The sequence below is a fragment of the Saccharomonospora amisosensis genome, from assembly GCF_011761185.1.
Classification (GTDB): domain Bacteria; phylum Actinomycetota; class Actinomycetes; order Mycobacteriales; family Pseudonocardiaceae; genus Saccharomonospora_A; species Saccharomonospora_A amisosensis.
The window spans coordinates 1,428,480-1,441,442 of record NZ_JAAOYM010000001.1 but is presented as its reverse complement, the minus strand read 5'-3'; the positions used below and the strand labels follow the sequence as shown (position 1 = coordinate 1,441,442).

Annotated in this window: 13 protein-coding genes; 3 read left to right on the top strand and 10 right to left on the bottom strand. The window is 69.7% G+C overall.

Annotated features, from left to right (window positions below; all coding sequences use genetic code 11):
- Positions 1-5: 5 nt before the first annotated feature.
- From FHU38_RS07095 to glgP, 3 genes are read right to left on the bottom strand one after another with little or no spacing between them, the layout of a single operon-like run.
- Positions 6-785 carry an enoyl-CoA hydratase/isomerase family protein gene (locus FHU38_RS07095; protein ID WP_167167908.1) on the bottom strand — a complete coding sequence of 260 codons (780 nt, stop codon included), beginning with the start codon at positions 783-785 and terminating at the stop codon, positions 6-8.
- Between the two features lie 52 nt (positions 786-837).
- Positions 838-1,650: an ABC transporter ATP-binding protein gene (locus FHU38_RS07090; protein ID WP_167167905.1), complete on the bottom strand. Its 813-nt coding sequence runs from the start codon at positions 1,648-1,650 to the stop codon at positions 838-840.
- 46 nt (positions 1,651-1,696) lie between these two features.
- Positions 1,697-4,285, bottom strand: a complete 2,589-nt coding sequence (glgP, locus tag FHU38_RS07085; protein WP_167167902.1) for an alpha-glucan family phosphorylase — start codon at positions 4,283-4,285, stop codon at positions 1,697-1,699.
- 45 nt (positions 4,286-4,330) lie between these two features.
- On the opposite strand from glgP, the gene FHU38_RS07080 reads away from it, so the two are divergent.
- Positions 4,331-5,797, top strand: a complete 1,467-nt coding sequence (locus FHU38_RS07080) for a neutral zinc metallopeptidase (protein WP_167167899.1) — start codon at positions 4,331-4,333, stop codon at positions 5,795-5,797.
- A 71-nt stretch (positions 5,798-5,868) separates the two neighbouring features.
- Here the strand turns inward: FHU38_RS07080 and trxA are convergent, their stop codons facing one another.
- Both trxA and FHU38_RS07070 read right to left on the bottom strand, forming a co-directional pair.
- Positions 5,869-6,777, bottom strand: a complete 909-nt coding sequence (gene trxA, locus FHU38_RS07075) for a thioredoxin (protein WP_167175701.1) — start codon at positions 6,775-6,777, stop codon at positions 5,869-5,871.
- Between the two features lie 125 nt (positions 6,778-6,902).
- The gene (locus tag FHU38_RS07070; protein ID WP_167167896.1) at positions 6,903-7,205 is read right to left on the bottom strand and encodes an MTH1187 family thiamine-binding protein; all 303 of its coding nucleotides are present in this window, start codon (positions 7,203-7,205) and stop codon (positions 6,903-6,905) included.
- Between the two features lie 86 nt (positions 7,206-7,291).
- On the opposite strand from FHU38_RS07070, the gene FHU38_RS07065 reads away from it, so the two are divergent.
- A complete protein-coding gene (locus FHU38_RS07065) occupies positions 7,292-7,792 on the top strand; it encodes a MarR family winged helix-turn-helix transcriptional regulator (RefSeq protein WP_167167893.1) in 501 nt (166 codons plus the stop codon).
- A gap of 51 nt (positions 7,793-7,843) precedes the next feature.
- Here the strand turns inward: FHU38_RS07065 and FHU38_RS07060 are convergent, their stop codons facing one another.
- From FHU38_RS07060 to FHU38_RS07050, 3 genes are all read right to left on the bottom strand, one after another.
- Positions 7,844-8,227, bottom strand: coding sequence for a DUF3817 domain-containing protein (locus FHU38_RS07060; protein ID WP_167167890.1), 384 nt, complete (start codon positions 8,225-8,227; stop codon positions 7,844-7,846).
- A gap of 153 nt (positions 8,228-8,380) precedes the next feature.
- Positions 8,381-9,481: an ABC transporter permease gene (locus FHU38_RS07055; RefSeq protein ID WP_167167887.1), complete on the bottom strand. Its 1,101-nt coding sequence runs from the start codon at positions 9,479-9,481 to the stop codon at positions 8,381-8,383.
- The gene (locus tag FHU38_RS07050) at positions 9,478-10,386 is read right to left on the bottom strand and encodes an ABC transporter ATP-binding protein (protein WP_167167884.1); all 909 of its coding nucleotides are present in this window, start codon (positions 10,384-10,386) and stop codon (positions 9,478-9,480) included. The genes FHU38_RS07055 and FHU38_RS07050 overlap by 4 nt, the downstream gene beginning before the upstream one ends.
- A 159-nt stretch (positions 10,387-10,545) precedes the next feature.
- Between FHU38_RS07050 and FHU38_RS07045 the strand changes: the two genes are divergently transcribed.
- Positions 10,546-11,574 carry a class I mannose-6-phosphate isomerase gene (locus FHU38_RS07045; RefSeq protein ID WP_167167881.1) on the top strand — a complete coding sequence of 343 codons (1,029 nt, stop codon included), beginning with the start codon at positions 10,546-10,548 and terminating at the stop codon, positions 11,572-11,574.
- A gap of 139 nt (positions 11,575-11,713) precedes the next feature.
- Here FHU38_RS07045 and FHU38_RS07040 read toward each other — a convergent pair whose 3' ends face one another.
- Complete coding sequence (locus tag FHU38_RS07040) at positions 11,714-12,457, bottom strand: isocitrate lyase/PEP mutase family protein (RefSeq protein ID WP_167167878.1); 744 nt, start codon at positions 12,455-12,457, stop codon at positions 11,714-11,716.
- Positions 12,454-12,924: a carboxymuconolactone decarboxylase family protein gene (locus tag FHU38_RS07035; RefSeq protein ID WP_313886686.1), complete on the bottom strand. Its 471-nt coding sequence runs from the start codon at positions 12,922-12,924 to the stop codon at positions 12,454-12,456. Before FHU38_RS07035 ends, FHU38_RS07040 begins: the two co-directional genes overlap by 4 nt.
- Positions 12,925-12,963: the final 39 nt, after the last annotated feature.

The following is a 12,963-nucleotide window of genomic DNA, read 5'->3' as shown; positions in this document are numbered from 1 at the left end:
GTCGGTTACTTCCCTTCGAAGGTGGCCTTGCCCGGGCCGTTCTCGATGAACGACCGCATCCCGGCCGCCTGGTCCTCGGTCGCCCAAAGCCCGGTGAACAGGCTGGTTTCCAGCTTCAACCCGGTGCGCAGGTCGGTGTCGAGCCCGCCGTCGATGGCGGCCTTCGCGGCGCGCAGCGCGACGGCGGGACCGTTCGCGAACTGCGCGGCCCAGGCGTGCGCGGTGGAGTAGACATCGTCGGGCGCCACCACCTGGTCCACGATGCCCAGCTCCAGCGCCTCGGCCGCCTCGACGAACCGTCCGGTGTAGATCAGGTCCTTGGCCTTGCTCGGCCCGATGAGCCTCGGCAACCGCTGCGTGCCGCCCGCCCCCGGAATGATGCCGAGCCCGATCTCGGGCTGGCCCACCTTCACGTTGTCTCCCGCGATCCTGCGGTCGGCGGTCAGCGCGAGCTCGAGACCACCGCCGAGCGCGTAGCCGGTGATCGCGGCGACCGTTGGCTTGGGGATCTCGGCGAGCGCGGTCAGCGAGGCCGAAAGCGCGGTGCCGAAGGCCACCATCTCGGCGTAGGACTTGGCAGCCATCTCCTTGATGTCCGCACCGCCCGCGAAGGTCTTCTCGCCGCCGTACAGCACGACGGCACGGACGTCCGCCCGGCTGCTCGCCTCGGCCGCGACCTCGCCGAGTTCGGCCTGCACCTGGTTGTTCAGCGCGTTGACCGGCGGCCGGTCCAGCCGGATCGTGCCGATGCCAGCCTCGACCTCGAGGCGTACGAACTCACCCACGCTGCCTCCTTACCTCGTCAGCCTCACAAAGGTTACCGGGCGGTAGAACGAGTTACCGGCGCCGGGCGAAGAACCGGTCGCCGAAGCGTTCCAGCAACAGGTCCTGCCCGAAAGCCTCGGACAGGTTCTCGCTGGTCAACACATCGTCGAGAAGTCCGGAAGCGACCGTCCGCCCGTGCGAGAGCAGCAGCGCGTGGGTGAAGCCGGGCGGGATCTCCTCGACGTGATGAGTGACAAGCACCATCGCGGGCGCGTCAGGGTCCAGCGCCAGCGCCGAAAGCCGTGCCACCAGATCCTCCCTGCCGCCGAGGTCGAGGCCCGCGGCGGGCTCGTCGAGCAGCAGTAGCTCCGGGTCGGTCATCAACGACCTGGCGATCAGGGTGCGCTTGCGTTCGCCCTCGGACAACGTGCCGAAAGCGCGCTCCGCCAGGTGGCTGATGCCCAGTGTGGCGAGCAGCTCGTCGGCGCGGTCGGTGTCCATGCGGTCGTAGGATTCCTTCCAGCGGCCGAGCACGGCATAGCCCGCGCTGAGTACGATGTCACGTACCCGCTCCTGCGGTGGTACCCGGCCGTGGACGGCAGCCGAGGTGAACCCGATCCGCGTGCGCAGGTCGAAGACATTGACCCGGCCGAGCTGTTCGCCGAGCACGTGCACCGTGCCGCTCGTGGGGTGCAGCTCGGCGGCGGCCAGCCGAAGCAGGGTGGTCTTGCCCGCGCCGTTCGGGCCTAGCACCACCCAGCGCTCGTCCAACTCGACCGCCCAGTCGAGGTCGGTGAGTAGCTTGTTGCCCCCACGCCGCACCTCCACCCCGCTGGCGTGGATCACGAGATCGGCAAGGTCGTCCGCAGCCACCACGTCGTTCACCCGGCCATTGTCACCGACTCGCCCGCGCGCCGGGCGATGGGCCTGGTTAGGCAGGCACCACCTTGCCGAGCTCGACGGGACTGGCCAGCAGCCGGTGCTTCGGCAGCACCCGCACCGTGTACCCCAGCGAACCCGCGTGCGGCAGCCGCAGTCCCGCGGCGAACTCTCCTCGCCCCTGCGGCCGCATCGGCACCGTCACCGTGTCCAGCAGATCATCGGTGTCGCCGACCCTGCCGACAACGGCCTGGACCTCCACTTCGGAATCGTCGAGGCCGGCGAGATCCACCTTGGCACGCACGGTCACCTCCTCGCCCACGACCAGCGAGTCGGCCTCGACCGCCAGTTCGGTGTCGGCGATCCGCACCCGGGGCCAGTGGGTGTCGAGCCTGGTGCGGTAGGCGGCGAGCGAGCGGGCACCCGCGTAGTCGTGATCGGCGGCCGCCCGCACCTTTGCCGCGGCAGGCAGGTAGTAGGAGTCGACGTACTCGCGCACCATCCGCGAGGCCTGCACGCTGGGACCGAGCGTGCGCAGGGTGTGCCAGATCATCGACAGCCAGCCGCGCGGCACTCCCTTGTCGTCGCGGTCGTAGAACAACGGCGCGATCTGCTGGCCCAACAGGTCGTAAAGGGCCGCGGCTTCGAGGTCGTCACGCAGCAACGGGTCGGTGACACCGTCGGCGGTCGGGATGGCCCACCCGTTGCTGCCGTCGTAGTACTCGTCCCACCAGCCGTCCCTGATGGAAAGGTTGAGACACCCGTTCAGCGCCGCCTTCATGCCGGATGTGCCGCACGCCTCCAACGGCCGGGTCGGGTTGTTCAGCCACACGTCGCAACCCCGGTAGAGGTAGCGCGCCATCGACATGCCGTAGTCGGGAAGGAACACCATCCGCTCGCGCACGGCCGGGTCGTCCACGAACCGAACGATCTGTTGGATGAGCGCCTTTCCGCCCTCGTCGGCCGGATGCGACTTGCCTGCGACCACGATCTGGATCGGGCGGCGTTCGTCGAGCAGCAGCGCCCGCAGCCGCTCCGGGTCGCGCAGCATCAGCGTCAGCCGCTTGTAGGTGGGCACCCGCCTGGCGAATCCGACGGTGAGCACGTCGGGGTCGAAGATCCGCTCCGTCCAGCCAAGCTCGAGAGCCGAGGCACCCCGCTGCAGCCAGGCGTCGCGCGCCCTGCGGCGCACCTCCGCGATCAGGTTTCCCCGCAGTTCCCGCCGCAGCGCCCACAGTTGCTCGTCGGTCACGCTGCTGTCGATGCCGGAGGCGTCGCCGTCGTGCCCCCACTCCTCGTCGCTGCCGCCGAGCAGTGCGCTCATCTCCCGAGCCACCCACGTCGGACCGTGCACACCGTTGGTGACCGAGCGCAGCGGCACCTCCTCGGTGTCGAAGCCGGGCCACAGTTTCGAGAACATCCGACGCGAGACCCGCCCGTGCAGCGCGGACACGCCGTTGGCACGCTGCGCCAGCCGCAGCCCCATGTGCGCCATGTTGAACATGCCGGGGTTGTCCTCGGCGCCGAGCGCCAGCACCCTGCGCACGTCGACGCCCGGCAGCAGCCTGCCGTCGCCGAAGTAGTGCTGCACCAGGTCGACGGGAAACCGGTCGATACCGGCGGAGACGGGGGTGTGGGTGGTGAACACGGTGCCCGCGCGCACGGCGGGCAGCGCCTCGTCGAGGGTGAGTGAGCCCTCGGCGAGCACCTCACGTGCCCGTTCCAGGCCGAGGAAGCCCGCGTGGCCCTCGTTGGTGTGGAACACCTCCGGCTGCGGGTGCCCGGTCAGCTCGCAGTAGCGGCGCACCGCGCGCATACCGCCGATGCCCGCGAGGATCTCCTGGCGGATGCGGTGGTCGGCGTCGCCGCCGTAGAGCCGGTCGGTGACGCCGCGCAGGTCGTCGTCGTTGCCGTCGACGTCTGTGTCGAGCAGCAGCAGCGGCACCCTGCCAACCCGCGCGAGCCAGATCTGGGCGTGCAGGTCCCTACCTCCCGGCATCGCGACGTGCACGAACACCGGCTCACCGGACGGCTCGGTGAGCAGTTCCAGCGGCAGCCCGCTCGGGTCGATCACCGGGTAGTGCTCGACCTGCCAGCCGTCCAGCGAGAGCGACTGCCGGAAGTAGCCCGCGCGGTACAGCGGGCCGACACCGATCATCGGCACACCGAGGTCCGAGGCAGCCTTGAGGTGATCCCCTGCCAGCACACCCAGCCCGCCGGAGTAGTTGGGCAGCGCCTCGTGTACCCCGAACTCCATCGAGAAGTAGGCGACAGCGGCGGGGAAGCGCTCCTCGGTGTCGGTGTCGTCGGTGTCGTCGGTGTCGCCCTGTTCGGCCCGCTCCGCGGCCCTGCGCTGGTACCAGCGCGGCTCGGTGAGGTAGCGATGCAGATCCTGGGTCGCCTTCTGGGTCTTGGTCAGGAACGACTCGTCGGCCGCCAACTCCCGCAGCCTGCTCGCGGGCACGGCCGTCAGCATCCGCAGCGGGTCGCGGATACGCCGAAACAGCGCGTCGTCCATGGAGGCGAACAAGTCTCGCGTGGGCGGATGCCATGTCCATCGCAAGTTGGTCGCCAGCGCCGTCAGGCCCGTCAACTCCTCTGGCACGCTCGCGCGCACGGTGAACCGGCGGACTGCTCTCATGCTGATCGACGATAGCCGGGCAACCGGGTTCGGTAGTGTGCCGCCATGGACCGCTTTGGGGGACGTGGCGCATCGCGCCCGTGGAGAACCATCGTCATCGCCACCCTCGCCAGTGTCGCGCTGCTGGCCACGGCATGTGGCACCGAGACTCCTGGCAAGCTGCAGACCGTCGGCGACATCGCGGGACTGCCTGTCACCCACTTCGAGAGCGGGTTCAAACCGGACGCACCCACACCCCGGCTGACGGTGCGCAACGTCTCCGGCAGCCAGGAGGACAAATTCGCCGTAGCCGCGATCGCGGACGTCAGTGACTACTGGACCCAGTTGTTCCCGAGACATTTCGGGCAGCAGTTCCGGCCGGTGCGCTCCCTGCTGTCGTACGACCCCGAGTCCGACGAGATCGAGGTGTGCGGGGCCACCACGGCAGACGCCGCCATGAACGCGTTCTACTGCCCTCCCGAGGACCTCGTCGCCTGGGACAGGGGCATGCTGCTGCCGCTGCTTCGCGAGCGGTTCGGGCCGATGGCGATCGTCACCGTGCTCGGCCACGAGTACGGGCACGCTGTGCAGTACCGGCTCGGCGAGCGCGCCGGGGTCGACGAGCAGACCTCCACGATCGTGAAGGAGCAGCAGGCAGACTGCTTCACCGGGGCCTACTTCCGTTGGATGGCCGAGGACAACAGCAAGTACTTCACCGTTTCCACCTCCGAGGGGCTCAACCAGGTGATGGCGTCGCTGTTCTTCATCCGCGACGAGCCCGGCCAGTCGGCAGCGGAGGCCAGCGCGCACGGCACCGCGTTCGACCGCACCTACGCCTTCCAGCTCGGCTTCGAGCAGGGTGCGGTGAAATGCACGGACATCGACCAGGCCGAGGTCGACTCACGGATCACCGAGCAGCCGTTCGACCCCAACGACTCCAGCGGCGGCGATCTGCGAATCAGTGAGGAGACCGTGGCTTTGCTGCAGCGCAGCCTCGACCAGGCTTTCGCGGGGGCGCAGGTGGAGACCCCGAAGATCGTTGACAACGGTGGTTCCTGCCCGGATGGACCCGACACCGCGCCGGCCTCCTACTGCCCCGAAGGCAACACGGTCGGCATCGACCTGGCCACGCTGGCGGACTTCGGCCAGCCGATCGACAGGGAGGCCGAGTTCAGGGGGACAGAATCCGACGGTGGCCTCGGTGACTTCGCCGCGTTCGCCGAGATCGCCTCACGGTACGTGCAGGGCATCCAGCACGAGGTCGGCGCGCCGGTGGACAACGCCAACGCGGGGCTGCGCACGTCCTGCCTCGTCGGGGCGTGGGCAGGCGCGATCAGCGGCGACGACCACGACAACGTACTGCGGCTGTCACCGGGTGACCTCGACGAGGCCATCGCCGAACTACTGCAACCCCGCAGTCTCGTCGCCGCCGACCTCAACGGGCACCGGGTCGCCAACGGGTTCGCCAGGGTGGAGTCGTTGCGGCAGGGCTACCTGCAGGGCTCGCAGGTCTGCACCCGCACCTACAGCTGACCCCGCCACGGCCGTGCTCGCCTCGGCGGCGGCCGGGGCGAGCACGGCGCCGCCCCAGGTCGGCACGAGACTCAGTACAGCGCGCTCGCCAGATCCCTGCGCGCCTTGATCACACGCTCGTCGGCGGGATCGAACAGTTCGAACAGCCCCACCAGGTGCTCGCGCACGCGGTTGCGGTCCTCGCCCGCCGTGCGGCGCACGGCGGCCACGAGCCTGCCGAAACCGCTTTCCACCTGCCCGACCGCCACCTCGTGATCGGCGGCGGCGAACTGGGCGTCGAGGTCGTCGGGCGCCGCGTCGGCCCTTGCGACCGCGGACGGGTCCGTGTCGGCGGCACGCGCGGCGAAGCGCGCCTGCACGAGCGCCGCTTTCGCCTGCTCGTTACCCGGCTCGCTGTCAAGGATGCGTCGGTAGGCGGCCTCCGCCTCTGCGAAGTCACCGCGCTCGAAGGCGTCCTCCGCCTCGACGAAGCGGGGGTCCTGCGGTGGCTCGCCGTCCTCGCCGCCCGCCTGCTGCGCCGCCTGCGCACCGGGCAGCTTGTCCTTGAGCGCTTCCAGCAACTGGCCGATCCACTGCCGCAACTGCGGCTCCGGCTGCGCGCCCGAGAAGGCGTCCACCGGCTGCCCGCCTGCGATCGCGACGACGGTGGGGATGGACTGCACGCCGAAGAGTTGCGAGATCCGCGGGTTGGCATCCACGTCGATCTTGGCGAGCACCCACGCGCCGTTGCTCTCGGCGGCCAGCTTCTCCAGTACCGGGCTGAGCTGCTTGCAGGGCCCGCACCAGTCCGCCCACAGATCGACGACGACCAGTTGCTGAAGCGAGCGTTCCACGACTTCGGCCTGGAACGTCGCCTCGGTGACGTCGATGACCGCTCCGCCTGCGGCGGGTCGGCCGCCCTGACTCGGCTGCTGTCGTGCCGCGTCGGCGCGCGCCTTGAGCCCGGAGAGATCGACGGCTCCGGAGAGCGCGGCGGACACGGCTGGTGAGTTGGCTGATCCGCGTGGCTGTGTCACGGCTCCATCCTGGCACGGACGCCGCGCCAGTTCATCGCAGGTCGCCGCTCGTGACCGCGTGGGTGCGTTCGGCCACCACCGCGCACCCGTCAGGACTCGTTCAGCCGCTGCTCGACACGGTCCACCTTCGCGCCGAGCTGGCCGGTGTGGCCGGGCCTGATGTCGGCCTTGAGCACCAGGCTCACCCTGGAGGCCCCCTCGCCCGCCGCCTGCACGGCGCGCTTGACCACTTCCATCACCTCGTCCCACTCGCCCTCGACATTGGTGAACATCGCGTTGGTCTCGTTGGGCAGCCCGGACTCCCGCACGATCCGCACGGCGCGAGCGACCGCCTCGCTCACCCCTGCGCCGGTGTCCGTTCCGGACGGACTCACACTGAATGCCACGATCATGACTGCCTCCGTAGACGCGCCGACGGTGCGGGGTCGAGGCCGACCCGCCCCCAGCTTGCCGACGATCGCTGCTAACTTCGAGGCCCATGAACCGTCCGTTGCCGTTCGACCCGATCGCGCGCGCGGCGCAGCTGTGGGAGGACCGCATCGGGCCCTCGACAACCATGGCAGCCGTCACCGGCCTGATGCGGGTCCAGCAGATCGTCCAATCCGCCGTCGACGGTGCGCTGAAGCCGCACGGGCTGACCTTCGCGCGCTACGAGGCGCTCGTGCTGTTGACCTTCGCACGTAGCTCGACGCTGGCGATGCGAGTGATGGGCGAGCGGTTGCAGCTACACCCCACCAGCGTCACCAACATCGTCGACCGCCTGGAGAAGGACGGCCTCGTCAAGCGGGTCCCGCACCCGACGGACCGGCGCACCACTCTGGTGGAGATCACCGACGAAGGAAGGCAACGGCGCGAGGAGGCGACCAAAGCGGTGACCGCCATCGACTTCGGTATGAAGGGCCTCACCGCGAAGCAGACCGAGCAGCTCACCGAACTGCTGACCAAGGTGCGTAAGGCGGCGGGCGACTTCGTGGACTGAGCGCCACCGACTGAGCGCCGCTGACTGAGCGCCGCCGAACGCCGTCCGGCCTCAGGCGCCCACGGTGTTGGCGTACTCCCTGCCGTTGCCCTTGGCCACGATGAGGCCGGTACCGCCGTAGCGCAGCCGCTGCGGGCCGTCTAGCTTGCCCCTGCGCAGCGCCCACCGCTCGAACAACCAGGTGAACAGCGGGGGGACGGCCGCGAGCAGCGCCGCGACGAGCGTCGCGGGCCGCCAGCCCAGCTGACGGGCCACCGCGAGGGTGACGGTCACGTAGAGCATGAACAGCACGCCGTGCACCATGCCCAGTACCGGCACGCCGCCCTCACCGAGTTCCACGACGTACTTGAAGAACATGCCGATCAGCAGGCCTGCCCAGGAAAACGCCTCGGCGACCGCGACAACACGGAACAAGACGGCAGCCTTGTTCGACAACGATTCCTCCTCGAGTACCGAACCGCCCGGGTTCCTCAGCGGTGGGACTGGTAACTGGTCATCACGTCAACCACGCTGTCGGACGTCGTGATACCAGTGTGGGCCGTGACGACGCTCACCGGACCCTCGGGGGCCGGTGAGCATGCTCACGTCTCACTCCTCCCAGCGGAACACCTTGCCCGCGACGAGCCCCGCGACGGCGGTGAAGGCCACGAGGACGAGCGCGGGAACCAGCAGCGCGGAGGCACCCTGCCCGCGCACCATCACGTCCAGCATGCCGTCGGTGAGGTGACGCATGGGGAACGCCTGCGAGACGGTCCGCAGCCACGCGGGTGCGGCGTCGATCGGGAAGAAGGTGCCGGACAGGAAGGCCATCGGCAGGGTGATCAGGTTCGCCACGCCGCTTGCGGCCTCCTCCGTCTTGCAGAAGGCGCCGACGAGCATGCCGATGGAGAAGAACGCCAGTGTGCCAAGCAGCAGCAACGGGATCGCCAACCACCACTGGCCGGTCAGCCGCAACCCGAAGATCGGAAGCACTCCGATGCCGACGAACACGGCGAACTGCAGCAGCGCGACACCGAGTGAGACGAGAAGGCGGGAACTGAGAACCGTGTGCGGCCGCACCGGCGCGAGCCACAGCCTGCGAAGCACCTGCTTGCGCCGCCAGCTCACGAACGTCAGCGCGGCACCGAACACCGCGGCGATCGACACGGCCCAGGAAAGGATGCCCGGAACCATGTACTGGATGGGCTGCAGTGAGCTGTCCTCGACCTGTGCAGCGTCCAGGGTGAAGGTGGGCGGCTGCCCGGTGGCGGCGATGTTGGCCCTGTTCACCACCCCGTCCACGATGGCGCGCACGGCGCCTGCCCGGTTCTGATCGCTGGCGGCGAACCGCAGCGTGATCGTGTCGCCGCGCTGCTCGACGTAGGCGGGCAGCTCACCCGAGCGCACCTGTTCCTGCGCCGCGCCCGCGTCGTCGAGACGGGTCAGCTCCAGCGCGCCGGAGTCCTCCAGCGCGGTGATGACCGGTCCCTGGCCGACCACGCCGAGCTCGGTGCGGGACGTTTCGCCGCCGCTGAAGATCAGCCCGAAGATGGTGAGGAACATCAGCGGCATCAGGAACGTGAAGAACAGCGTCGCCTTGTCGCGAACGAAGCCCTTGAACATCGCCCCGGACAGCGCGCGAAACGGCGTGGCGGGTGGCCGGGCAGGGGCGGCGCGCCGGGGCGGGTTTCGGGTTTCGGTGATGGTCACGCGCGATACTCCCTGCCTGTCAGCTCGAGGAAGACGTCCTCGAGGGTGGCCGTGCGCACCTGTAGCCCGCCCAGGGTGCCGCGCTCGGCGAGCGCGGCCAGCAGCGGCGCGGGGTCGCGCGTGGAAATGGTCAGCGACAACTCGTCGGCGGTAACGTGGTCGGCTCCGGGCAGCGTGCCCGCTTGGGACGCGGGCAGCGCGCCGCGCTCGAGGATCACGTGGGTCGCGGCGTCGAGGTCACGTACCAGCCGGGCGGGCGCGTCCATCGCCAGGATTCGGCCGTGATCCATGATCGCGACGCGGTCGCAGAGCACCTCGGCTTCGTCGAGGTAGTGCGTGGTGTAGATGATGGTCTTGCCCCGGGTCTGGATCTCTCGCAGCACGTCCCACAGGTTGCGGCGCGCCTGCGGGTCGAGCGCGGCGGTGGGCTCGTCGAGGAAGACGATGTCGGGGTCGTGCACCAGTGCGCAGGCGATGGACAGCCGCTGCCGTTGCCCGCCGGACAGTTTCGCCTCCGGCGTTCCCGCCTTGTCCGAAAGGCCCACCAGGTCAAGCATCTCGTCCACCCGGCCCGCACCGACCCCGTAGAGCGCGCCGAAGGTCTCGAGTTGCTCGCGGGCGGTCAGCTTCTCGAAGAACGCCGAGGCCTGCAGTTGTACACCGATGCGGGGCAGCAGCGTAAGGTCACGTGGCCACGGTGACTTGCCGAGCAGCCGCACGGTCCCGGAGTCAGGCTCGCGCAGCCCTTCGGCCATCTCCAGCGTGGTCGTCTTTCCCGCACCGTTGGGACCGAGAATGCCGAAGAACTCGCCCTCGGTAACCTCGAACGAGACGCCGTCGACAGCGACGAGATCGCCGTAACACATGCGCAGGTCGGAAACGGCGAGCGCCGCGGTGGGTGGCATGCCGGAAGACTAGCTTCGCCGCCGTGCCGCGTGGTGCCGGTTGGCTGAATCGCGATGTTCGACGCGACACACCTGGCCGAGGTTCGTGCACAGGCATACGGTGACTTGTTCACGGTGGCGGTTCGAGCCGTCACCGGGGAAGGCGAGAGACTCCTCCAGATGAACGCACCACTCCAGCCGATCGCGCTGCCGGCCAACCAGCCGTCGCAGTTCTACCGTGGCGGCGCCGCGATCGCCGAGTTACGCGGCGCGACAGCGGACACCGCCTACGGTCCTGAGGACTGGGTCGCCTCCACCACGACGCGGTTCGGCTCGGAAACCGAGGGGCTGACGCGGTTGCCCGACGGCCGCTGGCTGCGCGACGCCGTACGCGCCGATCCGCTCGGCTGGCTCGGTGCGCGGCACGTCGAGTCGTTCGCCGACTCGACGGCGCTGTTGGTCAAGCTGCTCGACGCGGGCCAGCGGCTGCCGGTCCACTTCCATCCCGACGACGACTTCGCTCGCGGGCACTTCGACTCCCACTTCGGTAAGACCGAGGCCTGGATCGTGGTGGGTACCCGGTCCACCGACGCGACCGTCTACACCGGATTCCGCCGAACGACGAGCCGGGAGGTGATCGCGCGGTGGGTGCGTGAACAGGACGCGCCCGCGATGCTGTCCGCGCTCAACGCCGTGCCGGTGCGGCCGGGCGACACCGTGCACATCCCGGCGGGCCTGCCGCACGCGATCGGCGAAGGCGTGTTCGTGGTCGAGTTGCAGCAGCCCACCGACTTCTCTCTCACGCTGGAATGGCGCGACTTCCTCGCCGACCCGGACAGGGGGCACCTCGGGCTGGGTTTCGACACCGCGCTGGACGCGCTGGACAACTCGGGCTGGGACCCCGAGCGGCTTTCGACGTTGATCCGCCACACCGGCGGCGCGCCGGGGCATTCCGTGGACCTGCTCGCGGACGGGGCGCGGCCGTTCTTCCGTGCCGACCAACTGCGTCCTGACCCGGCACTGGCACTTGATCCGTCGTTCGCCGTGCTGGTCGTCCTGGAGGGCGAGGGCGCACTGAGCACCGAGCGCGGCGGGCAGCACCCGCTGCGGCGAGGTGACACGCTCGTCGTTCCACACGCCGCCGGTCAGCTGGAGCTTTCCGGGCCGCTGACGGTGATCCGCTGCCGACCGCCGCGACCGACCGGCTGAAGCCCGACCGCCGAGGGTCGAGTTCCGCGACCGGCAGCCATGTGGAGCGTCCATGCGGAGCAAGGGGGCTTCGTCAGCGGGGTGCGGCGAAGCCCCCTTGCTCACCCCCTGTCGGCGGTGCGGGGCTGTGGTGCGGGGTTCAGTACGGCATGGTGCCGTCGGCGAGGTCGGCGAGCCTGCGCCCGAGCCAGGAGCGGGTCGCGGCCAGCAGCCCGCCACCGAAGGAGATCCTGGCTACTCCCAGCCGCGCGAGACCGGCGACGTCGGGCATCCCGGGCAGGTAGGTGACGTTCACCGCCGCCGGGCGCAACCGCTCGGTGAAGGCGGCGACGACTTCGGGGTCACGCATGTGGATCGGGTAGACGCAGTCGGCCCCCGCGGCGAGGTAGCTTTCCGCCCGCCGCAACGCGTCGGGCAGCGCGGCCCACTCGTCGCCTGCTTCGAGGAAACTGTCGATCCGCGCGTTGAGCACCAGTTCCGCTCCGGCGGCGCTTCGCAGCGCCGCCAGCAGATCGGCCTGCTCGGCCTGTTCGCGGCGCCTGCCGCTGGGATGTTCGGTGTCCTCCACGTTGCAGCCGGCCACCCCGGCGGCGAGTAGTCGCTCGGCCAGTTCGGCGGGTGGCAACCCGTACCCGGACTCGGCGTCCACCGTCACCGGCACGGAGACCGCACGCGCCATCCGCCGGGCCGCCGCGAGCATCTCCTCCGGCGGGGCCTGTTCGCGGTCCGCGTAGCCAAGGCCCGCCGCGACGGCGACGGAACTCGTCGCCACGGCCGAAAAGCCCGCGTCCTGCACGAGCCGTGCGCTCATGGCGTCCCAGGCGTTGGGCAGCACGAGCGCAGTGCCGGGCCGGTGCAGCGCGCGCAGCCGAGTCGCGTTCACGCGGCCACATCGGGCAGCGGCTTGCGGCTGGTCACCCCGAGCCGGTTCCACGTGTTGATCACGGTGGCCGCCCAGGCGAGCGCGACGTACTGCTGCTCGGTGAAGACCGCGGTCACCTGGTCGTAGACGTCGTCCGGCACGTCCTGATCCCTCGGCAGCATCGTCATCGCCTCGGTCAGCGCCAGCGCCGCGCGCTCCTTTTCGGTGTAGAGCTCGGTCTCTCGCCACGCGCTCAGCAGGTAGATCCTGCGTTCACTCTCGCCGAGTTCGCGCGCGTCACGAGTGTGCGCGTCCACGCAGAACGCGCAGCCGTTGAGCTGGGAGGCCCTGATCTTGACCAGTTCGACGAGCCCGGGGTCGAGCCCGGCGTCGGCGGCCGCCTGCTCCACGGTGCTGTGTAGTGCGAGCACCTGCCGGTGGGCCTGCGGCAGACTCACGGTGAGTTGGATCCGCTTCGTCACGCCCACACGGTATCCAGAAACTGGCACACGAGTATGGTCCAGTCA